The sequence below is a fragment of the Roseateles koreensis genome, assembly GCF_028595305.1.
Classification (GTDB): Bacteria; Pseudomonadota; Gammaproteobacteria; order Burkholderiales; family Burkholderiaceae_C; genus Paucibacter_A; species Paucibacter_A koreensis.
This window is the reverse complement of record NZ_JAQQXS010000008.1, coordinates 73,288-95,440: the sequence shown is the minus strand read 5'-3', so window position 1 is coordinate 95,440 and position 22,153 is coordinate 73,288. Positions and strand designations below refer to the sequence as shown.

The 22,153-nt window shown below is 62.9% G+C and carries 13 protein-coding genes; 7 read left to right on the top strand and 6 right to left on the bottom strand.

All coding sequences use genetic code 11. The features are described 5' to 3' along the window. The first annotated feature begins 112 nt into the window (after positions 1 to 112). The 3 genes from PRZ01_RS10440 to PRZ01_RS10430 all read left to right on the top strand — a co-directional run bounded on the left by PRZ01_RS10440 (position 113) and on the right by PRZ01_RS10430 (position 4,821). Entirely contained in the window at positions 113 to 2,104 is a 1,992-nt protein-coding gene (locus PRZ01_RS10440) for an AI-2E family transporter (protein ID WP_273596724.1), read from the top strand. A 38-nt stretch (positions 2,105 to 2,142) separates the two neighbouring features. Further along, entirely contained in the window at positions 2,143 to 2,691 is a 549-nt protein-coding gene (locus PRZ01_RS10435) for a GNAT family N-acetyltransferase (protein WP_273596723.1), read from the top strand. A 132-nt stretch (positions 2,692 to 2,823) separates the two neighbouring features. Then, complete coding sequence (locus PRZ01_RS10430; RefSeq protein ID WP_273596722.1) at positions 2,824 to 4,821, top strand: cation:proton antiporter domain-containing protein; 1,998 nt, start codon at positions 2,824 to 2,826, stop codon at positions 4,819 to 4,821. A 411-nt stretch (positions 4,822 to 5,232) separates the two neighbouring features. Here the strand turns inward: PRZ01_RS10430 and PRZ01_RS10425 are convergent, their stop codons facing one another. From PRZ01_RS10425 to PRZ01_RS10400, 6 genes are all read right to left on the bottom strand, one after another. Further along, positions 5,233 to 6,921 carry a SulP family inorganic anion transporter gene (locus tag PRZ01_RS10425; protein ID WP_273596721.1) on the bottom strand — a complete coding sequence of 563 codons (1,689 nt, stop codon included), beginning with the start codon at positions 6,919 to 6,921 and terminating at the stop codon, positions 5,233 to 5,235. Positions 6,922 to 6,980: 59 nt separating this feature from the next. Further along, entirely contained in the window at positions 6,981 to 9,050 is a 2,070-nt protein-coding gene (locus PRZ01_RS10420; protein ID WP_273596720.1) for a GGDEF domain-containing protein, read from the bottom strand. Next, the gene (locus tag PRZ01_RS19245; protein WP_273596719.1) at positions 9,047 to 11,032 is read right to left on the bottom strand and encodes a GGDEF domain-containing protein; all 1,986 of its coding nucleotides are present in this window, start codon (positions 11,030 to 11,032) and stop codon (positions 9,047 to 9,049) included. The genes PRZ01_RS10420 and PRZ01_RS19245 overlap by 4 nt, the downstream gene beginning before the upstream one ends. Before the next feature lie 356 nt (positions 11,033 to 11,388). Then, positions 11,389 to 13,086 (bottom strand): ABC transporter ATP-binding protein, encoded by a 1,698-nt coding sequence (locus tag PRZ01_RS10410; RefSeq protein WP_273596718.1) that lies wholly within the window; start codon positions 13,084 to 13,086, stop codon positions 11,389 to 11,391. 4 nt (positions 13,087 to 13,090) lie between these two features. Then, a complete protein-coding gene (locus PRZ01_RS10405) occupies positions 13,091 to 14,134 on the bottom strand; it encodes an ABC transporter permease (protein WP_273596717.1) in 1,044 nt (347 codons plus the stop codon). 8 nt (positions 14,135 to 14,142) lie between these two features. Beyond that, the gene (locus PRZ01_RS10400) at positions 14,143 to 15,081 is read right to left on the bottom strand and encodes an ABC transporter permease (protein ID WP_273596716.1); all 939 of its coding nucleotides are present in this window, start codon (positions 15,079 to 15,081) and stop codon (positions 14,143 to 14,145) included. Positions 15,082 to 15,364: 283 nt separating this feature from the next. On the opposite strand from PRZ01_RS10400, the gene PRZ01_RS10395 reads away from it, so the two are divergent. From PRZ01_RS10395 to PRZ01_RS10380, 4 genes are all read left to right on the top strand, one after another. Then, the gene (locus tag PRZ01_RS10395) at positions 15,365 to 17,260 is read left to right on the top strand and encodes an ABC transporter substrate-binding protein (protein WP_273596715.1); all 1,896 of its coding nucleotides are present in this window, start codon (positions 15,365 to 15,367) and stop codon (positions 17,258 to 17,260) included. Further along, positions 17,257 to 19,083 carry an ABC transporter substrate-binding protein gene (locus tag PRZ01_RS10390; RefSeq protein ID WP_273596714.1) on the top strand — a complete coding sequence of 609 codons (1,827 nt, stop codon included), beginning with the start codon at positions 17,257 to 17,259 and terminating at the stop codon, positions 19,081 to 19,083. The genes PRZ01_RS10395 and PRZ01_RS10390 overlap by 4 nt, the downstream gene beginning before the upstream one ends. A gap of 74 nt (positions 19,084 to 19,157) precedes the next feature. Beyond that, positions 19,158 to 21,008, top strand: coding sequence for an ABC transporter substrate-binding protein (locus PRZ01_RS10385; protein WP_338111463.1), 1,851 nt, complete (start codon positions 19,158 to 19,160; stop codon positions 21,006 to 21,008). Between the two features lie 192 nt (positions 21,009 to 21,200). Then, entirely contained in the window at positions 21,201 to 22,028 is an 828-nt protein-coding gene (locus PRZ01_RS10380; RefSeq protein WP_273596712.1) for an esterase/lipase family protein, read from the top strand. Positions 22,029 to 22,153: the final 125 nt, after the last annotated feature.

The window sequence follows — 22,153 nt, the reverse complement described above, 5'->3', positions numbered from 1 at the left end:
GCACAATTTGACATTCTTCCGACCCGTCATGCCGCGCGTGCATGCAGTTATGCAACGGCCTTTGCGCCCTAACATCGTTTCGCCATTTCACTCACACTCCCACCAAGCTGCCATGCCCACCAACCCAGAGAACGCCAGCCCGGTCCCGGTGAACAACAAACTCGCCGGCATGCTCGGGACTGCCGTGGTGTTGGCGCTTCTGTATTTGGGCCGGGAAGTCTTGGTCCCCATCACCCTGGCGGTTCTGATGGGCGTGTTTGTCTGGCCCTGGGTGCAAGGCCTGCGGCGCCTGGGCGTGGGCACCACCTTGTCAGTGTGGCTGGCCACCCTGGCGCTCACGGTGTCAGCCGGGGTGGTGGCGGCCGTCATCGGCACCCAGGTGTTTCACATCGCTGCAGAACTGCCGCAGTACGAAAAAACCATCCGCCACAAGCTGATCACGATCAGCGAAATGACGCTGGACAAAATGGGCAGCTTCGCAGGTCAAGCCGACCGTGTGTTGAGCCCCTTTGCGGCAGAAGCCCCCTCCGCGACCGCGCCCGATGGCGCCACGCGGCTGCTCAATGGCAACGAGCCGGTTCCTGTGGTGATTCGCCAACCCGCGCCGCGTGCGGCGGAGCTGATCAGCGGCGTGCTCAACCGCGTGTGGTCGCCACTGGTCACGGCCGGCATCGTGTTTGTCGTGCTGGTGTTTGTCTTGCTGGATCACGAAGCCCTGCGCGACCGGCTGATCCGCCTCGTTGGCAGCAAGGATTTGCGCGCCACCACGCAGGCGGTGAATGACGCCGCCGAACGCCTGGCGCGATTTTTCGTGGCGCAATTCGCCCTGAATCTGTCCGTGGGTGCGGTCTTGTGGGTCGGCCTGCTGGTGATCGGCCTGCCGCACGCGGTGCTATGGGCCTGCATGGTGGCGGTGTTGCGCTTCGTGCCCTATGTGGGGTTTTGGATCGCCGCGATCTGTGCAACGTTGCTGGCGGCGGCCATCGACCCGTGCTGGTCGCTCACGCTCAGCACGGCCGGCCTGTTCATCGTCGTAGAGACCCTCGCCGGCCAGTGGATCGAGCCACGCTTGTACGCGCACTCGACCGGTCTGTCGCCCATCTCGGTGGTCGTCGCCGCCTTGTTCTGGAGTTGGATCTGGGGGCCGGTGGGCCTGGTGGTGTCCACCCCGCTCACGCTATGTCTCGTGGTGGCGGGGCGTTATGTGCCGGCGCTGAGCGCGCTGGAGCTTCTGTTCGGAGAAGTCCGGGCCCTCACACTGGCCCAAAATTTTTACCAGCGTGCCTTGTCGGGCGATGCCCACGAGATTCTTGCCAGCGCACGCACCTACCTGAAGCGGCAACCGTTTTCGGCCTATTGCGACAACGTGCTGCTGCCGGGGCTGCACTTGGCGCGCCACGATTTCGACGAAGGGCGGATCAGCCAGCAAGACGGCGTCAAACTGCGCAATCTGGTGGCCTCGGTGATCGAAACGTTGGCGGGCGATACACAGGTCCCGCCGGCAAAGGCCCATGGCGGAAATGGCAAAAATGGTCGTCGCCCATTCCGCCCCACACCGCGCGACAAGGCCCAGCCCGCCTCGCTGCTGGAAGATGTGTCCCTCGGCCGGCAACTGCGCGCCCGGCGGGAGCAGCAGATGGGGCCCTGGCAAGGCCCGCTGGGTGTGCCCGACGGCAGCGTGATTCTTTGCGTCGGCCTGGGCGGTCCCTTCAGCGAGGTGGCCACCGAGATTTTGGTGCGCCTGCTGCGCCGCGAAGGGCTGGACGCACGCCACGTCGAATTGGCCGAACTGCATGCACCCGCACCGCCCGACCTCACGCTCAATGCCGTGGCCATCATCTGCATGGTCAGCACCGAGCCCGAGAAAGAGGGCCCCGCACTTGCGCTGCAAATGCCCGTGATGCAGCAAAAATTCAGCCACGCGCGCCTGCTGGCCGTGCTTTTGAACAGTCCTTTTCTGGACATGGCGCAATGCGAGGTGGCGCTGGACGCAAGGGGTCGCCTGGCCGCCAACTACCAAGAAGCCTTGAGCCTGTGCTGTGGCGCGCTGAACCAGCCCGCGAACTCTGGCACTGACGCTGGCGCCGGGCCTGCCCCGGCCTGAGAGCGCACAATCACCGTCCACCGATCCAGAGGCCCTGCATGACCATTCTGCTAACCCCCCGCCTGCGCCTGGAGCCCCTCACCGAGGCGCATTTCGACGGCTTGCACCGGCTCAACAATGACCCCGAAGTGATGCGTTACATCACCGGCAAGCCAGACACGCCGGAGGACACCCAGTTGATGATTGACCGGGTCAAGGAGAAATGGGCGGAATGGGGCTACTCCTGGTGGGCCTTTATCGAACTGGCCACCGGCGAGCTCATTGGCGCGGGTTGCATCCAGCACCTGGGGCGCGTGCGCAGCGGCCCGCTGGAAATTGGCTGGCGCCTGCGTCTGGACCGCTGGCACCAGGGCTTTGCGTCGGAGGCCGCACAGCGCATGGCCGACTTTGCTTTTGAAGACCTCCAGGCCGTGCAACTTTGCGCCGTTCGCGTGGCCGAGAATCTGGCTTCCGGCAAGGTGATGGACCGCCTGGGCATGCACTACACCGGCATCGAACACTGGTACGACAAAGACCTGGCGCGCCACGACATGAGCCGGGACGACTGGCTGGCCGCGCGCAAATTGCGCGTCGGGACTGTGCGTTAGGGAAGTTCGGCAGGCGAGACGCAAAGCGCCAGCAAATTCACGGCGTTTGTTCAACTCATCGAATCAACTCCTCTGTGCAACAGTTGCCGGGCGATTCCTTCAGCATGCCCACCTGCCGTTTAATATCGGCCAATGCTGACCTCGCTTGACCTGACCCTGTTGTACCTGGCCGCTGCGGTGCTGGGCGTGGTCGCCTGCCGGAGCCTCAAATTGCCGCCCATGCTGGGCTACTTGGCGGTGGGCGTGGTGATCGGGCCCAACGCCCTGGCCTTGGCGGGCGACAACGCCAACATCAGCTACCTGGCTGAATTTGGCGTGGTGTTTCTGATGTTCGTGATCGGGCTGGAGTTCAATCTGCCCAAGCTGCGCAGCATGCGCACTTTGGTGTTTGGCCTGGGCCTGACGCAGGTGCTGCTCACAATGGTGGGCGCCGTGCTGGGCAATGCGGGTTTGCAAGCCCTGTTCGCCTTTTTCGGCTGGCCCTGGGAGCTGGGGTGGAAGGGCGCCCTGGTGCTGGGCGCCGCCATGGCCATGAGCAGCACGGCCATTGTCGTCAAGCTGATGTCCGAGCGGCTGGAGCTTGAAAGCGAACACGGCCGCCGCGTGATCGGCGTCTTGCTGTTCCAAGACCTGGCCGTGGTGCCTTTGCTGGTGATGGTGCCGGCCCTGAACAGCAGTGGCGCCGAAATGGCGCAGTCCTTGATCTGGGCGAGTGTGAAGGCCGCCTTGCTGCTTACGCTGCTGTTGATGGGGGGGCAAAAGGTGATGCGCTGGTGGCTCACCCTGTTGGCACGCCACAAGAGCGAAGAACTGTTCATGCTCAATGTGTTGCTGGTGACGCTGGGCCTGGCCTGGCTGACCGAGCATGCCGGTTTGTCACTCGCACTGGGCGCCTTTGTGGCCGGCATGCTGATTGCTGAAACCGAATACAAGCACCAGGTGGAAACCGACATACGGCCCTTCCACGATGTGCTGCTGGGCTTGTTCTTCATCACCATCGGCATGAAGCTGGACTGGCGCATGCTGCTTGAACAATGGCCGCTGGTGCTGATCCTCAGCGTGCTGCCGATTCTTGCCAAGTTCGGCCTCATCACCGGGCTGGCCAAGCTGTTCAAGGCACCCACCGGCGTGGCCTTGCGCACCGGCCTGTACCTGGCGCAGGCGGGTGAATTCGGCTTCGTGGTGCTGACCCTGGCCAGCCAGCATGCCTTGATCCCGGCGCACTATTTGAGCCCGGTACTGGCGAGCATGGTGCTGTCGATGCTGGCCACGCCCTTCTTGATCATGTACAGCAATCGCATCGTCATGAAGCTCTCCAGCAGCGACTGGATGATGCAGTCGCTGCAACTCACCACCATCGCCAAAAAAGCCATCAAGGCCGATGCCCACGTCATCATCTGCGGCTACGGGCGCAGTGGCCAGAATCTGGCGCGTCTGCTCGACGGTGAGCACATCCCCTATATGGCGCTGGACCTCGACCCCGACCGGGTGCGCCAGGCCGCTGCGGCGGGCCAGAGCGTGGTGTTTGGTGACGCCGCGCGCCTGCCTAGCCTGATGGCTGCCGGCCTGGCACGTGCCAGCGCCGTGGTGGTGAGCTACCCCGATACACCCTCGGCCTTGAAAATCCTGCACTTGGTGCAACAGCACGCGCCGCAAGTGCCGGTGGTGGTGCGCACCATCGACGACAGCGATCTGGAGCGGCTGCGCGCCGCTGGGGCCACCGAGGTGGTGCCTGAAGCCATCGAGGGTTCCCTCATGCTCGCCAGCCACGCGCTGGCCCTGGTGGGGGTGCCCATGCGGCGCGTGATCCGCCTCACGCGTGACGCTCGGGATGCTCGTTACGGCTTGTTGCGCGGCTACTTCCACGGTGCCGATGACGACACGATGGAAGAGCGCCAGCACGCCCGCCTGCGCTCCGTCACCCTGCCGGCCGCCAGCGCCTATGCACAACAAAACCTGGGCTTGCTCGCCCTGCATGCCACCGGAGTGCAGGTGGTGTCCGTGCGCCGCGCCAATGGCGCCGTCGTGTCGGCTGACGACCAGTTGCTGCTGCACGGTGGCGACACGCTGGTGCTCTCAGGCGTGCCCGAAGCCCTGGCCCTGGCTGAAGAAAAATTGCTGCGCGGCTGAGTCACGCCCAAAAAATAACTTATTGATCACCTTCTGATCAGTGCTCGTGCTATTGGTCTGATCATTTGTCCAGTAAAGGAGTTGTTCTTTATCCATGCCTGGAAGGACATCGAGATCAAAATTTAATGAACTTCTTTTCTCGTTGATTAGCGTCCTAATTTCCGATTTAGATAGAACTCGCCATTCATTGTTTGATTTGAACTGCGCCTGCGAGAAAATGAATCCTTTGGGCGTCCCGATGCATCAATTGGGTTGAACCCATCTTTGTCCCACGCTGCATCGGGTCCAACTCAAATCAGTTTCCTTGTCATATACAAATTGCCCCAGTAGTTCAAAGCGTTCGTTGTTTATGGCTTGCTGGGCAAACTCATCGGGTGATCCAAGCTTCACTTCGCTTCAAATCAGGAAGTTCTAAATCACCGGCACCGGGTCATCCCGCAAAGGCCGCTCCCCAGCGGTGATGCCTTGGTGGTAGCTCAAGAACAGCTGGCCTTCAAACCAACGCTCCCAGTGGCCAGCGCGCAGGCGGTCAAGAACCGGGCCCTTCACCTCGGAGAGGTCCAGGCGCAGGCCCTGGACCTTGAGCGCATCATGCAAGTCTTTCAAGGCCTCCAGACCGCTGAAATCGATGCTATTGACTGGCGACATCATCAGCAAGACACGGCGCGCCTGGGGCTGCACAACAAGAAAGCCCTGCACCACGTCGCTCAGGGTGCGCGCATTGGTGAAGAGCAGGCTTTCGTCGATGCGCAGACCCAGCACATCGGCCTGCAATTCCACCGCATGGCGGTCGACGTTGCGGTAATGCTCGGTGCCGGGTACGCGCCCCAGCAAGGCCACATGCGGGCGCGCGCTGCGCTGCAGCAGCAACGCGATGGAGCCCAGCACGCCCAGCCCCAAGCCGAGTGCGAGATTCACGCACAGCACAGTCACCATCACCAACCCCATCAACAAGGCCTCACGCCGGGAGTACGCCCAGGCCTCGGTGAAATGCGACAGCCGCAGCCCTGACAGCACCGCCACCAAAATCGTCGCCGACAGCACCGACTTGGGCAACCAGGCCAGCGGCGCTGCCAGCAGCAACATGGCCAGGTACATGAACAAGGCCACCACGGCGCCGCTCAAACGAGTGCGGCTGCCGGCGTCGTGCAGCAACACGCTGCGCGAAAAACTGCCGGCCACCGGCATGCCGCCGCTAAAGGCCGACACCCAATTGGCGAGGCCCAGACCGCACAGTTCCGCCGCCTCATTGACCCGCTCACCGCGCTTGCGGGCCAGGGACTCCGCCACCACCAAGCTGCTCACATAGGCCATGAGCGCGAGCAGCAGGGCATTCGGCAACAAGGCCAGCCACACCGACGGGTTCAGCAAGGGCAACGTGAAACGTAGCTGCATCTGGGGCAAGCTCCCGAGCAGCTTGATGCCCAAATTGCCGGCGTTCAACAGCCAGGACAGCAACACGGCGCCCAACAAAACGATGAGCGGGGCCAGCCGCGCCAGCGTCGGGGGCAACAAACGCCGCGACAGCAACAACAACCCGCATGCACCCGCACCAAAGACCAGTGTCGCCGTATGCCAGCTGAGGCCGTGGCGCCAAGTCTCTTGAACCAAGGTACCCAACTCAACCCCTTGCACCTGCGAGCCCACCAGCACCGGCAGCTGGCTCAAGGCGATGCTCAGGGTGGCGCCTATCTCGAAGCCCTGCAGCACCGGCACCGACAGCAACGCGGCCAAAGCGTGCAGCCGAAGCGCCGCGGCCAGCAGCAGAATCAGGCCCATTTCGGCCGCCAGCACCAAGGCACCGGCTTCGGCGCCGATGCCGGGCGGCAAGCCGCCCAGGGTCTGCGCGATCATCAGCGCCAGCACCGCCACCGGCCCAACAGCCAGCACCGGGCTGCTGCCCAGCGCGGCATAGGCCAACAAGGGCAGCAAGCTGGCATACAGGCCCACCTGGGGTGACAAGCCCGCCAACATGGCGTAGGCCAGGCTTTGCGGAATCAGCAGCACGCTGACCACGAACGCCGCCAGCAGGTCAGCCCGCAGGTGGGGTGACTGTGTCAGGCGCTGCCACATCGCGTGGCGCAGGGCATCGAATTTCATATGCCTATTGTCGACACTTGTCGATGCTTCTCAGCACCGGTCCCCGCTGGGCTTGCACATCAGACGACAGGGCCTGCCACTTCGAATAGACGAACCCGGTCGGCGGAGCAAGCCGCGTCGAAGTCGGCTTCGATCTGCAGGAGCGCATGGGTGTCTTGCGCATTGACGGTGGCGATGCCCACGGCGCAGTTACGGCCTTTGGCCTTGGCGGAATACAGCGCCATGTCGGCCCAGTTGACCGCCTGCTCCCAGCGCACGTTCAAACGGGCAGGCGGCAAGGGGAAGTGCGCAAACCCGATGGACGCGGTCACACGCAGCGGGCCGTCTTCCGCGATCACCGGCTGGCCCCCGATGGCATGCAAGATGCGCTGGGCCAGCTGCGTGAGCTGCTCCTGCGAGACTTCAGCGGCAAACACCAGAAATTCTTCGCCACCCCAACGCACCACCAGGTCGTTCTGGCGCACCGTCTGACTGATGCGGCGGGCCACTTCGCAAATGACCACATCGCCAGCGGCATGCCCGTGCTGGTCATTCACCCGCTTGAAATGGTCGATGTCGATCATCAACAGCGCACCTGTGAAATAGGCCTGCGCCTGCAGCTCCATCACGCCCAGAAAATGACGCCGATTGGCCAGATCGGTCAGCGGGTCACGCTCGCTCTGGGCGCGCAGCAAGGCCTCGTTGGCTTTCAGACGCTTGTTGGCAGCGCGAACCCGGCGGACCATCACGGCGGTAAGCAGCAGCGACAACACCAACAAGGCGGCCACCGCCAGGCCCACCTCCGTCATCAATTGGCGATTGCTCAGTTGCCGGTCTTTAAGGCGGTTGTCCCGCGTCAGCAAGTCCAGCTCACGCTGCTTGCGCTCGCTGTCGTACTTGACTTGCAGCTGTTTGAGGGAAGCCTCCCGGTTGCCCGCATGCACCTGCGCGTTGAGCGCCCGCTCCGCGTGATAGAGCTGAATCGCCTCTTTGGCTTGGCCCACCTTCTCCCAGGCCTCACTCAATTCGCGCAGTTCGCCCATGCGCATGCTTTGATCCGGCAGCCCTTCGCGCAGGGCGTCCACCCGGGCCATTTCTTGCCGGGCCTTGGCGTACTCGTGCCGCAAAATGTAGGCCACGGACAGGTTGTGCCGCAGGATGCGTTCGGTATAAAAGTCCTTCTTGTTCAGCACCACCGGCAAGGCTTCCAAGGCGGCAGCAACAACCAGATCGGGTTTGCCGTTGTGCAGGTAGAGGTTGGAGAGAAAGGTTCGGTTGAGCGCCAACACCCAGACTGCGTCAGCCTGCGTGGCGAACTCCCGGCCGTCTTCCAGGATTTTGAGCTGCCCCGGCACATCACCTCGCCGGCCCGCCAGCACGCTTTCAGAATTCTTCACATAGGCCATGGCCAGGGCATCGCCTTGCGCCGTTTGCAAGGCCTGCACCATCCAGCGGCGCGCCGCCTCGGGTTGTTGCTGGCGATCGCTTACGCGTGAGAGCTGGGCCATGGAGATGGCGCTCAACAAGGAGTCTTTTCCAGCCTCGGCCAGGGCCAGGGCCCAGCGCTCGTTGGCCTCCACCAGCGGGTCCAGCCCCTGGATGGCTTGCAGTCGCGTCAGCGTTCGCAGCGCCGACCAAAGCGCCCGAAAATCGCAACCACGGACCATGCCCACACCCGGATCATTTTTGTCGCAATGCTGAGACAAAATCTGGATGGCGAGGCCCGACTCACGCTCCGCAGCCGCGAGTTCGTTCTGGCGATCGGCCAACTCGGCCCGCAACACAGCCACATGGCCAGCCAACTCTGGGGTACCCGACAGTGCATCCGCCAAAGCCCGGGCGTGCGCAAAGTCGCCCGCACGCACGGCAATCCGCGCCTCGGCGAGCTGCAACTGCCAAGCCTGGCTGACGGAGGAAGACTCCCGCTGCAACTGCCGCAGGCTCTTCAAGGCGTCGTCCGGGCGATCGAAGGCGCGCCACAGCAAGGCGTTCAACTTGCTGTCCAGCGCAGGGTCCGGCACACGTTCAAGCGCCAGGGGCTGCGACGCGCCAGCCACCGAGGCGGCGGGGGCTGCAGATGCCGTCGCCGCAGCCGCGGTTGGCCCGCACAGCCCGGACCACGCCAGCGCAAGGGTGCAAAGCCACTTCATGCGGCAAGCCCCTGCGGCGGGGTCGGCCCCTGCAAGGTCTGTAAATGGACCCGGCCGGCCTGCCATGCGGCCTCCATTTCAGCGGCCACAGCCTGAAGCTCCGGCTCGTCGCGTGCCTCGATGCTGTCAATCCCGAAGGCCTTGTTGCGGCCATGCGCCTTGGCCATGTACATGGCGGTGTCGACCAGATCGATGGCGCGCTCCCAAGTTGGCATCCACCCATGTGGCAAGACAGGAAAGCGGGCAAAGCCGATCGAAGCCGTCACCGGGATCGCTTCCCGACCATGCCTGACGGGCACGATGGCGATCTGGTCCAGCAGCCGCTGGGCGAGTTGCCGGGCATCGGCCGCGTCGTGAGATGACACCACGATGAGAAACTCCTCGCCCCCCCAGCGGACCACCAGATCGGCGTCCCGTAACGCCTGTTTCAGACGGCGAGCCACTTCGATCAGCACAGCGTCGCCAGCCGCATGGCCGAACTGGTCGTTGACGCGCTTGAAGTGATCGATGTCGATCAGGAACAAGGTGCCATTGAATTCTGACGCCCCCGCCGACTTGATGACCGCCTGGAAGTGTCGGCGGTTGGCCAGGCCGGTGAGCGGGTCGCGCTCGCTTTGCACCTTCAGCGCGGCATTGCTTTGCGCCAGCGCCTTGTTGGTCTTGCGAATGCGCTGATACGCCAAACCCAGCAAAACGGACGACGCCACCACGCAGCCGCCCACCGCTGCCCACAATTTGATCTGCAGGTCACGGGCACGCAACTGCTCGGCCTTGAGGCTGTTGTCGCGGCTCAGCAAGTCGTGCTCGCGCGCGCGGCGCTCATCGTCGTAGAGCGCCTGCGCGCCGAGAATCGCCCGCCGCGTCTCCGCGCGCAAAGCCTCGTCGGCCCAACGCCGATGCTGGTGATAGGCATGGATCGCGCCAGAGATGTCACCAGCCCGCTCCAGATAGGTCCCCAGTTCCAGCCAACCCGCCGCGACTTCACCCACATTGCCCATGCGCTCATCCTGAGCGATCACCTGCAACACCTCGCGCTTGCCTTCTTCAACCCGCTTCATGGCGATTTTGGCGAGCCCGATATTGGCGCGCGCCACAGACTCCGCGCTGTCGTCTTTGCTGGACAAAGCCAGGGGCAGCGATTCCTGCGAAATCGCCAGGGCCTGGGCATACAAACCATTGCGCAACAAAAGGTCAGCGCTATTGGCCAAGGCCAGCGCCAGCAGTTTGGTGGAGCCCAAGGCCCGGGCATAACCGACCGTCAGATCGGAGGCTTCGCGGGCCTGCTCGGGTTGATTCAACTCACCGAAAATAATCGCCCGGGCATTGTTGACGGCAAACAGCGTCATTGGATCTGGGCTCTTCATGGCCTCTTTCAAGGCCTCGTCCGCCGCCTCCTGGGCCCGCTCCGGTTGCTGGGCCCGCACATAAACATAGGACAGTGCCCCCAGACACAGGGCACGGCGCCAGGGTTGTCCGATTTGATCGGTCAACTTCAAGGCCTGGAGATTGGCAGCGATGGCGCCATCCACGTCGCCAAAATCGGACTTCTGCGTGGCCCAGAACCGATAGAAGCGCAACAGCAAGGGCTTGGGCGTGGGGCCCTCCAGCAAAGCCGGCAAGCCCGACATGGCCTGAATGGCCGCCCGCCGGCTGCCCTTTTTGGCCAGGGCTTGTGCGCTGAGGTAGGCCTGGGCAAATTGACTGATGGCCTGCTTGGAGCCTTCCGGCCAAGCCAGTAACTCGTCCATGACTTGATCGTTCAGCGACGAATCTTCCAGTGCCACCGCAATCTCGCCGCGCAAAGTCAGGATATGCAAGCGCTCCCAGCTGCCCGGCGCAGCGCGCGCCTGCAACTCGCGCAAGGCTTGTTCTCTTTTGGCGAGATCGCCGCTGTCACCCCTGCGTTCGATGGCTTCCAGATCCCGCAACACCGACTCATCGCGTACTTCAACTTGAGCAGTGGCCGCGCCGGGGGGCTCCACGGGGGGACTCCCCCCGCCTGGCTGCGGCCCACAGCCTGCGCACAGGAACAGCGTTAGCAACAACAGCGATCCCATCCCTCCCGGCAGCCTGCATCGAGCCCAACGCCCGAATTCCACTGACCATCCGCGCATGACCAAACGGCCCCCCGCAGGGCTCAACGCTCCGGGGTGCCCCAGCCTGAAAGTGGGTGCGCTGAAAACCATGGTCATTCGTCGGTCTATCGGCAACAAATCCATCAGCTTGAACACTGTTGCACGCAGGGATGTGCAAAATTTCCGGATTGCATCGTGCGATCGTAGGCCAAGGCGGCAGCAAGGACGGCGGGGCCGCAAACGTGCCGTAAAGCTAGCTCTCGCTATGAAACCAAGGCCACAGCCTCGTCAGCGGGTGCTTGATACCCCCGCGGCACGGCACCCAGAAGGCGTCGGGTGTAGTCCTGACGCGGTTGTTTCAACAAGGCCTGGGTTTCGTTTTGCTCCACCACATCGCCGTTCTGCATCACCAGCACCTCGTCGGAGATGAATTTCACCACCGCCAGATCGTGGCTGATGAAGATGTAGGACAGGCCGAACTCGTCCTGCAAATCCTTCAGCAGATTGAGCACCTGGGCCTGCACCGACACGTCCAGCGCCGACACCGACTCGTCCAGCACCAACACCTCGGGGTTGAGCGTCAGGCAGCGCGCGATGGCAATGCGCTGGCGCTGGCCGCCCGAGAACTCATGCGGGTACTTGCCCAGCACTGTGTCATCCAGCCCCACTTTGGTCAGTAGGGCGCTGGCACGCGCCAGGCGGTCGGCGTGGTCTTGGCCAATGCCGTGAATCTCCATCGGCTCGACCAGGGTCTGGGCAATGGTGAAGCGCGGGTTCAGCGAGGCGTAGGGGTTCTGGAACACGACCTGGATGCGGCGGCGCATCTTCTGCCAATCGGGGCCGCTCATCTTGAGCAAGTCCTGGCCCTCAAACAGCACCTCGCCCCCCGTAGGCTCGTGCAGGCGCAGCAGGGTCAGGCCCATGGTGGTCTTGCCCGAGCCCGACTCACCCACCACACCCAAGGTGTAGCCCTTGCGGAGCTTGAAGTTGACGTCTTTGACCGCCACAAACTCTTGCTGGCCGAACAGGCCCTTCTTGAAGAAAAAGCTTTTCTTCAGGCCCCGAACTTCCAGAATCACCGGTGCTGCGGGGTCTTTGCGATTCACATGCGCTTGCGACTCACGGCCCGCCATGTGATCGTCGATCACCATCAGGCGGTCGGGGTTCTCGGTCAGGGAAGGGCGGCATGCCAACAAGGCCTTGGTATAGCGGTCTTGGGGGTTCTTGAAGATTTTCGCCACCGGAGCCTTCTCACGGATTTCGCCGTGGCGCATCACCACCACCTGGTCGGAAATCTCACCCACCACACCCAAGTCGTGCGAGATGAACAACAGGCTCATCTTGTGCGACTCCTTCAGCCGCGCCATCAAGTCCATCACCTGGCGCTGGATGGTCACGTCCAACGCGGTGGTCGGCTCGTCGGCGATGAGCAACTTCGGGCTGCAGGCCAGCGCCACCGCAATCATCACGCGCTGCTGCTGGCCACCCGACATCTCATGCGGATAAGCCTTCAGCCTCCGCTTGGGGTCGGGAATGCCCACCTCGTTCAGCAACTCCTCGGCACGCACCAGCGCCTGGCGGCGGCTCATGCCCATGTGCTTGATCAACGGCTCCATGATCTGATCCGCCACGGTAAACACCGGGTTGAGCGAACTCATGGGGTCTTGAAACACGCAGGCAATCTCACGCCCGCGAATGGCTTGCAGATCGCGCAGGCTGGTCTGCAGCAGGTCACGCCCCTGGAACTCGATCCGGCCACTGCGCTCGGCATTCTCGGGCAGCAGATTGAGGATGGACATGGCGGTCACGCTCTTGCCCGAGCCTGATTCACCCACCAGGGCGACCGTCGAATTTTCCGGCACATCAAAGCTCACGCCCTTGACGGCGAGCGTGCGCTGCATTTCGCCGTTATGGCGACCCATGCGGAAGGCGACTTTTAGATCTTGAATACGCAACAGCATGGCTTTACTCCAAGCCTCTCAATTTGGGATCCAGCGCATCACGCAAGGCATCGGTAAACAAGGCGAAGGCGGTCACAAACACCGCCATCACCGCCGTCACGCCGGCCAGCTGCCACCAATAGCCCAGGATCAGCTCGCTTTGCGATTCGCTCAGCATGGTGCCCCAGGACACTTGGTCCACCCCCACGCCCAGGCCCAGGTAAGAAAGGATCACCTCACTCTTGATGAAGGCCACCACGTGCAGACTTAGCTGCACCAGCGCCACATGCGAGACGTTGGGCAAGATGTGCTTGAACATGCGCGAGAACTTGCTGGCGCCGATGGCCTCCGCCGAGCGCACGTACTCGCGCACCGAGTGCTTCATGAACTCCGCACGGATCAGGCGGTAGATGCCGGTCCAGCCCGCCAGGCCCAGAATCATCACCACCGACAACACGCCACGCCCAAAGATCACCGCGAAGGCGAAGATCAGCAAAATGCTCGGGATGGCGGTGAAGACGTTGTAAACCCACTCCAGAACGTCGCCCACCTTGCCGCCGAAAAATCCCGCCAGGGCGCCCAGCACGGTGCCAATGAAGGTGGCCACCACCGCAGCCAGCACGCCCACCAGGATCGACACCTCGGCGCCCTTGATAACCTTGGACAGCACATCGCGACCCAGGCGGTCGCCGCCCCAAGGCAGGGTCTCGGCCTTCACCGTCACCTCCGTCTTGTAGGCCTTGGCGCGCTCGTTCCACTCGGCGTATTTGGGCGCCAGCGGGTCGATGTCGCTCAGGTCCACGTTGGGGCCGGCGGGCATGTTCAGCGCGCCTTGCGCCTCGGCCGGCGCCGGGCCCATGAAGGTCGGCGGCGCATTGGGCACGCCCACTTCCTTCTGCCAATTTTTGGCCACCAAGCCGGCAGCCGAAGCAAGCACCAGCAACAAAAAGAGGCCCACGATGACCATGGACACCATGCCCACCTTGTCACTGCGCAAACGCCGCCAAGCGGCCAACCACACGCCCTCAGACCGTTGAACAGCCTTGGACGCCGCGCTCTTGTTCGTCATCACCGCACTCATTTCAACACCACCCGCGGGTCCACCAGCTTGTAGAGCAAGTCGGTGATCAGGTTCACCACCATGGTCAAGAAGGCGATGTAGATGGCAAACGCCTGAATCACCGGATAGTCGCTGCGGTTCACCGCCAGCAAAATCTCACGCCCCAGCCCGGGGATGGAGAAAAACACCTCCAGCAAAAAGCTGCCCACAAACACGCCCGGCAGCGCCACCGAGATATTGGTCATGATGGGAATCATCGCGTTGCGCAGCACATGCTTGAGCAGGATGGTGCGCTCCGTCAGACCCTTGGCGCGGGCGGTGCGCACATAGTCGTGCCCGATTTCATCCAGAAAGAAGGTGCGGTAAAGCCGCGTGTAAGGCGCGATGGACACCGCCACAGCCACCAGCACGGGAAGCGGCGCATAGGTGGTGAGATTGGTCCAGACGCTGTCGGTCCAGCCCTGCACCGGGAACCAGCCCAGGCGAAACGCAAAGAGGTATTGCCCCACGATCACATAGACCAGCAGCGAGATCGACACCGCGACGGTGCTCAAGATCATCACCACGCGGTCGGTGGTGCTGCCGCGCACATAGGCTACGGCCAGGGCAAACGGAATCGCCAGCACCACCTCCAGCACCAGGATAGGCAGCATCACGGTGAGCGTGGCCGGCAGGCGGCTGGCAAACAGGGCCGACACCGGCTCATTGGTTGCCCAACTCTTGCCCCAGTCAAAGGTAACGATCTGCTTGATGAAGATCAGCAGTTGCTCCCACACCGGCTTGTTGAGGCCAAGCTGCTCGCGGATGGCGTTGATCTGTTCCGGGCTGGCGTTCAAACCGCCCATGATTTCGGCCGGGTCACCGCCGAAAAACTTGAAAAGAAAAAACACCAGCAGCACCACGCCCAGCAGGGTCGGAATCATTTGCCACAGGCGCCTGAACAGATAGGCCACCATTGAGAAGGGTCTCCAAGGACGGGGTCGTTCTGATGACGCCCGGCGTTAGAGCCCCCTTGTGAAAGGCTCTGTCGTTCGTTCAGGCGTCAGGAAAGAAATGTGGCGCGAGTCTAGTCGAAGGGAAGCATTTGCCGACTTGGCATTTATCCGGTGCTGGGCAAATAACGGACAAGACGGGCGGATTTCGCCCGCAAGGCGCGCGCGGGCGGTCTAGACTGCGCGACTGTTCAACGGCGGCTGGCTTCAAAAGAGCCTGCGCCGGCCTCTCTTGCCGATCCAGGAAATGAAACCCTTGATTCCCGCTGCCCTTCCTGCTGCCCACCCAGCCCGCCGCAGCCCCACGCGCTTTCTCCTGCGCGGCCTGGCCGCCCTACTGTCGATGGCCTGTGCCTTGGCAAGCGCCCCGGCGGGGGCTCAAGGCGTGCCCGCCGGCGAAACTACAGCAACGCCCAAAATCCTGCGCTACGCCTTTCGTGCGGCTGAAACAGGCTTTGATCCAGCGCAGATTTCCGACGTTTATTCCAAGACTGTGGCCGCCGGCATCTTCGACGCACCACTGCGTTATGAGTACCACACCCACCCTGCCAAGCTGCGGCCCAATGTGCTGGTGGCCATGCCCGAGGTGTCGGCCGATTTCAAGACTCTCACCTTCGAGCTCAAGCCCGGTATTTACTTTGCCGACGACGAAGCCTTCAAGGGCAAAAAGCGCGAGCTGACCGCGGCCGACTACATCTACTCGATCAAGCGCCACTACGACCCGCAGTGGAAAAGCCCCAACCTCTACCTGCTGGAGAACGTCAAGATCCTGGGCTTGAGCGAGTTGCGCGCGGAGGTGATGAAGGCCAAAAAGCCCTTCACCTACGACCGCCCGGTGGAGGGCCTGCAACAACTCGACCGTTACCGCTTTCAGGTCAAGTTAGGCCTGGGCGACCCGCGCTTTGTGTACCAATTTGCTGATGCCGGTTTTCTGGGCGCCGTGGCCCGTGAAGTGGTCGAGTTTTATGGCGACCGGGTGATGGAGCACCCCGTCGGCACCAACGCCTGGCGCCTGGCCGACTGGCGGCGCAGTTCGCGCATCCTGCTCGACAAAAACCCCAACTACCGGGAAGAACACTACGACGAGTCGCCGCCCACCGACAATCCCGTGCTGGCCGCCCAGGTACAGGCCCTGCAAGGGCGACGCCTGCCCATGGTGGACCGGGTGGAGATCTCCATCATCGAAGAGAACCAGCCGCGCTGGCTGTCTTTTGTGGGCCTGGAGACCGAGCTGATTCTGGAGCTGCCCTTTGACTTCGCCGGCATCGCCACACCCAACAATCACTTGGCCCCCAACCTCGCCAAGCGTGGGGTGCAGATGACACGATTCACCTACCCGGAAGTGGCGTTTTCGTACTTCAATATGGACGACCCAACGGTAGGCGGCTATACGCCCGACAAGGTGGCGCTGCGCCGCGCCATCTCGTTGGCCACAGACATTGGCAAACAGATTCGCCTGGCGCGGCGGGGCCAAGCCGTGGCTGCGCAGGGGCCCATCGCCCCGGGCACCTATGGCTACGACCCCGCCTACAAATCAGAAATGAGCGAATTCAATCTTGCCAAGGCACAGGCCTTGCTGGACCTGTACGGTTATGTTGACGCAGACGGCGACGGCTGGCGGGACATGCCCGACGGCTCACCACTGCAGCTTGAATACGCCAGCCAACCCGACAGCACAAGCCGGCAATTGATTGAACTGTGGCAAAAAGGTATGGATGCGCTGAAGGTTCGCATTCGCTTCAAAATCGCCAAATTTCCTGAAAACCTTAAATCCGCCAATGCCGCCAAGCTGCAGATGTGGGGCGTGTCCTGGGTGGCAACCACCCCCGACAGCGACACCTTTTTGGCCCTGGGCGACGGGGCAGCCAAGGGCAAATCCAACAAGGCCCGCTTCGACCTGCCGGCCTTCAACGCGCTGTATCGACAGCAACGCGCCATGCCCGACGGCCCCGAGCGCATCGCCGTGATGCGCGAAGCCCAGCGCCTGCTGATCGCCTACATGCCCTACAAGATGGAGGTGCATCGCATCTTCACCGACTTGGCGCAGCCCTGGGTCAAGGGCTACAACCGCCATGTGTTCCAGAAAGACTTTTGGAAGTATGTGGACATCGACACCGACGCCCTAAAGGCGGCCCAGCCATGAGCACCCCAATACCCACCCGCCGCCTGCTGCTGCAAGGCCTGCTGGCCGGTGGCAGCCTGCTGCTGCCCACGCTGGCCTACCCGGCCAACGGCGCCCCGGAGCCCGAGAAGGTTTTGCGTTATGCCTTCAAGGTGGCTGAAACCGGTTTCGACCCCGCCAAGGTCAGCGACATGTACTCGCGCATCATCGTCCAGCACTTGTTTGAAGGCCTGTTCACCTACGACTACCTGGCGCGCCCCTTCAAGCTCAAGCCGCTGACCGCTGCCGCGCTACCCGAGCACAGTGCCGATTACAAGACCTGGACGATCCGCGTGCAGCCGGGCATTTACTTCGCCGCTGACCCCGCCTTCAAGGGCCAGCGGCGCGAACTGACGGCGCAAGACTTTGTCTACAGCTTCAAGCGTTTTGCCGACCCGCTGACCAACAGCCCCACCTGGGACGGCCTGGAAGAGTTGCACATGCTCGGGCTCAACGAGTACCGGGCCGAGGTCGAGAAGAACCAAAAGCCCTTCAACTACGACAAGCCGCTTGACGGCCTGCGCGCGCTCGACCGCTACACCCTGCAACTCAAGCTCGCCGAGCCACGCCCGCGCCTGCCCCAGACCTTGGCCGACGGCAGCCTGTTCGGCGCGGTAGCGCGTGAGGTGATCGAAGCCTATGGCGACAAGAGCAATGAACATCCGGTCGGCACGGGGCCTTTTGTGCTGGGCGACTGGCGCCGCAGCAGCCTGATCGAACTCCGTCGAAACACCGCTTATCGTGAGCGTTACTACGACGCTGAGCCGAATGCCGACGACGCCGAAGGCCACGCCTTGCTGGCGCGCTTCAAAGGCCGGCGCCTGCCCATGGTGGACCGCGTGGAGGTGGCCATCATCGAAGAGAACCAGCCGCGCTGGCTGTCTTTTCTGAACGGCCAGTTCGACCTGCTCTACACCTTGCCCGAGGACTTCACCAACCAGGCCATCCCGGGTGGCAAGCTGGCACCGAATCTCGCCAAAAGTGGCATTCAGTTCTACCGCGTGGTGGCCTCGGATGTGCTGTTCACCGTCTTCAATATGGAAGACCCGGTGGTGGGTGGTTTCGAGCCGGCCCGCATTGCGCTGCGCCGCGCCATCTCGCTGGCCACCAATGCGCCGCGTGAAATGCAGATCGCCCGGCGCGGGCAGGCCATCAGCGCGCAATCCATCCTGCTGCCACACACCTCCGGCTACGACCCGCTATTCAAGAGCGAGAACGGCGACTTCGACCCCGACCGCGCCCGCGCCCTGCTGGACCTGTACGGTTATGTCGACCGCGACGGCGACGGCTGGCGCGAGCAGCCCGATGGCAGCCCGTTGCTGCTGGAAAGCCTCACCACACCCGACAACTTCCAGCGCCAGGTGGACGAGATCTGGCGCAAAAGCCTGGCCAGCGTGGGTCTGCGGGTCAAGTTCAAACCCGCCCAATGGCCGGAGAACCTCAAAAGCCTGCGGGCCGGAAAATTTCAGATCTGGTCGCTCGGCAGTTCGGCCTCCTCGCCCGACGGGCAGGACGCCCTGGGCTTTTACTACAGCCCGCGCATTGGCGGGCAGAACTACGCACGCTTCAAGCTGCCCGCCATGGACACGCTCTACGAACAAGCCAATGGCATGGCAGACGGGCCCGAGCGGGACGCCGTGTACCGGGAGGCCAAGCGCCTGGGTGTGGCCTATGCGCCCTACAAGGCCCGCGGCCACCGCCTGATCACCGACCTGGCCCAGCCCTGGCTGATTGGCTACCGGCGCCCCGAATTTGCGCTGGACTGGTGGCAGTATGTGGACATCGACAGCAGCAAGAGGCCCTGATCGGTATGCAAATGTGCGGACCCGGCGCGATACGCGCCACACCTTTTCGATCCCTCGCTAAGGCCTGGGTGCTGGTGAGCGCACTGGCTTCAGCGAGTTGGGCGTTTGCAGCGGAGCCGGCGGCTTCCAGCGCCGGCGTGGGGGCGAACAATCACTCAGCGCAATCCGCCAAGGTTTTGCGTTATGCCTTTCAGATCGCTGAAACTGGCTTCGACCCTGCGCAGATCAGCGACGACTATTCCCGCACCATCACGCCGCATATCTTTGAGGCGCTGTACGCCTACGACTACCTGGCGATGCCGGTGAAGGTGATACCCCTGACGGCCGCCGGCCTGCCGGAGATCGCCAATGATTTCAAGACCTGGACCATCCATCTCAAGCCCGGCATCTACTTCGTGGACGACCCGGCGTTTCATGCCGCCCATGACACCAACAGCACCAACAGCGCCCGTCGCCTCAAACCCGGCGAGCGGCGCGAGCTGACTGCCGAAGATTACGTCTATTCGCTCAAGCGCTTTGCCGACCCGACGATCAACGCGCCGCTGTACGCCAATGTGGAAGAGCTGGGCATCCAAGGCCTGCTCGCCCTGCGCAAGCAGGCCATGGCGGCCAAGCGCGCGCTGAACTACGACACCCCGATTGAAGGCCTCAAGGCGCTGGACCGTTACACCCTGCAGATCAAACTGAATCAACCGCGCCCACGCCTGCTGGAAACCTTGGCGGCCAGCGATCTATATGGCGCCGTGGCCCGCGAGGTGGTGGAGTTCTACGGCGACCGCATCATGGAGCACCCGGTCGGTACGGGGCCTTTTGTGCTGAGCCAATGGCGGCGCTCCAGCTTCATCGTGCTGGAGAAAAACCCCGCCTACCGAGAACGTTATTACGAGGCCGATCCCGCCCCGGGCGATGCCGAGGGCCAAGCCATGCTGGCGCACTTCAAGGGCCGGCGCATCCCCATGATCGATCGGGTGGAAATCTCCATCATCGAAGAGTCGCAACCGCGCTGGCTGAGCTTTCTCAATAGCGAGCACGACCTGAGCTTCATCGTGCCGCCGGAGTTCATCAACATCGCCCTGCCGGGCAACAAGCTGGCGCCCAATCTGGCACAGCGCGGCATGAAGTTGCAGCGCACGCTGACGCCGGACGAAGCCTTCACCTTCTTCAATATGGAAGATCCAGTGGTGGGCGGTTACACGCCCGACAAGGTGGCGTTGCGCCGCGCCATCTCGCTCGGCCTGGACGTTGAACGTGAGATCCGCCAGGTGCGGCGCGGCCAGGCCGTGCTGGCGCAAAGCCATGTGGTGCCACACACCTCCGGCTACGACCCGGCCTACCGCTCGGAGATGAGCTTGTACGACCCCGCTCGCGCCAACGCCTTGCTCGACACCTATGGCTACGTCGACCGCGACGGCGACGGCTGGCGCGACATGCCCGATGGCTCGCCCCTGGTGCTGGAGGTGGCAACGCAGCCAGATTCGCTCTCCCGCCAATATGACGAGTTATGGCAACGGTCTTTCAATGCGCTGAAAATCAAGGTCAGGTTCTTCCCCGGCAAATGGCCCGAGCAAATGAAGGCCGCGCGCGCCGGCAAGCTGATGCTGTGGATGATGGGCAATGCCGCCAACTCCTCCGACGGCCAAGAAGCGCTGCAATACCTGTACGGCCCGCAAGCCGGCAACCAGAACATCTCGCGCTTTCGCCTGAAAGAATTCGACAACTTGTACGAGCGCATGCAGGTGATCCCTGACAGCCCCGAGCGCGACGCCCTATTCCTGCAAGCCAAGCGCCTGCAAGCCGCCTACATGCCCATCAAGACGCATGTGCACCGCTACCGCAACGACCTCACCCAGCCCTGGCTGATCGGCTACCGCCGCCCGGTCTTCCGCAGCGAGTTCTGGCACTTCGTCGACATCGAGAAAAAATAACTGGGGTCAGAAAAATAACTGGGGTCAGAGTCGATTTATTTGGCGATTGAGATTGATTTAGGGCGGCCTCACCATTTTGGTTTGCTCCTCTAAACGCCGTTCTTGCAAGGATCACGCAAGCCACGATCTGCAACCATGTCGATCGGTGCACGCAATTCGGCGCGCACAGTTTTTGCCATTGATCGCCATTGCATGACCGCACCACGTCCGAAGTCCAAACCGCGCAAATCATCGTCATTGGCCACGCCGCAGCCCCCTGCTGAGGTGCATGCCGATGAAATGACGGCGCCCAACGCCCTGTTGCTGATGCTGGAGGGCCGCATGCCCTGGGAGGCTGCCGCGCTGCTGGCCGCTACGCCTTGGCTGCGTCGCTTGCCGCACGGGGATGGGCATCCGGTGATCGTGTTCCCGGGCCTGGGTGCGAATGACCTCAGCACCTGGCCGCTGCGGAATTTCTTGGAAGCCTTGGGCTACGTCACTTATCCCTGGCACCAAGGCTTCAACTTCGGCCCTCGGCACGGTGTTTTGGAACAATGCTCGAGCAATGTGCGGCGCCTGTTCAAGCACCATGCTGAACCGGTCAGCCTGGTCGGCTGGAGCCTGGGCGGCATCTACGCCCGTGAGCTGGCCAAGGAGCTGCCCGACCATGTGCGCAGCGTGGTGACCCTGGGCACGCCTTTCACCGGGCACCCGCGCGCCACCAATGCCTGGCGCTTTTTCGAATGGGTGAGCGGCCACAAGGTGGACGACCCCAGGCTGATGGCGCAGATCCGCGAAACACCGCCCGTGCCCACCACCTCGATCTATTCGCGCAGCGACGGCATCGTCTCCTGGCGCTGCAGCCTCAATGAGGTGGGGCCCTTGAGCGAAAACATTGAAGTCCCGGCCAGCCACCTGGGCCTGGGGATGAACCCGCTGGCGCTGTACGCGCTGGCGGACCGGCTGGCCCAGCACCCCGAAGACTGGCGCCCGTTCGAGGTGAGCGGGGTTCGGAAGTGGTTTTTCAAGACCCAAGACTGAACGGCTTGGCAAAATTTCCATGAGACCTCCCCCGCAGGGGTGATGGTAGGCGCTGACACGTGCGGCGAGGATGCAAGGTGTGCTAGGTCCACCGTCTTGCTCAAACGCCCACCATGTCTATTTCA

What these genes read in the sequence shown, in the direction of transcription:
- PRZ01_RS10440 (WP_273596724.1), top strand. Translation starts at nt 113, where the DNA reads ATGCCCACCAACCCAGAGAACGCCAGCCCGGTCCCGGTGAACAACAAA.
- PRZ01_RS10425 (WP_273596721.1), bottom strand. Translation starts at nt 6,921, where the DNA reads ATGAAATTCGATGCCCTGCGCCACGCGATGTGGCAGCGCCTGACACAG.
- PRZ01_RS10430 (WP_273596722.1), top strand. Translation starts at nt 2,824, where the DNA reads ATGCTGACCTCGCTTGACCTGACCCTGTTGTACCTGGCCGCTGCGGTG.
- PRZ01_RS10390 (WP_273596714.1), top strand. Translation starts at nt 17,257, where the DNA reads ATGAGCACCCCAATACCCACCCGCCGCCTGCTGCTGCAAGGCCTGCTG.
- PRZ01_RS10405 (WP_273596717.1), bottom strand. Translation starts at nt 14,134, where the DNA reads ATGACGAACAAGAGCGCGGCGTCCAAGGCTGTTCAACGGTCTGAGGGC.
- PRZ01_RS10420 (WP_273596720.1), bottom strand. Translation starts at nt 9,050, where the DNA reads ATGAAGTGGCTTTGCACCCTTGCGCTGGCGTGGTCCGGGCTGTGCGGG.
- PRZ01_RS10400 (WP_273596716.1), bottom strand. Translation starts at nt 15,081, where the DNA reads ATGGTGGCCTATCTGTTCAGGCGCCTGTGGCAAATGATTCCGACCCTG.
- PRZ01_RS10410 (WP_273596718.1), bottom strand. Translation starts at nt 13,086, where the DNA reads ATGCTGTTGCGTATTCAAGATCTAAAAGTCGCCTTCCGCATGGGTCGC.
- PRZ01_RS10435 (WP_273596723.1), top strand. Translation starts at nt 2,143, where the DNA reads ATGACCATTCTGCTAACCCCCCGCCTGCGCCTGGAGCCCCTCACCGAG.
- PRZ01_RS10380 (WP_273596712.1), top strand. Translation starts at nt 21,201, where the DNA reads ATGACCGCACCACGTCCGAAGTCCAAACCGCGCAAATCATCGTCATTG.
- PRZ01_RS10395 (WP_273596715.1), top strand. Translation starts at nt 15,365, where the DNA reads ATGAAACCCTTGATTCCCGCTGCCCTTCCTGCTGCCCACCCAGCCCGC.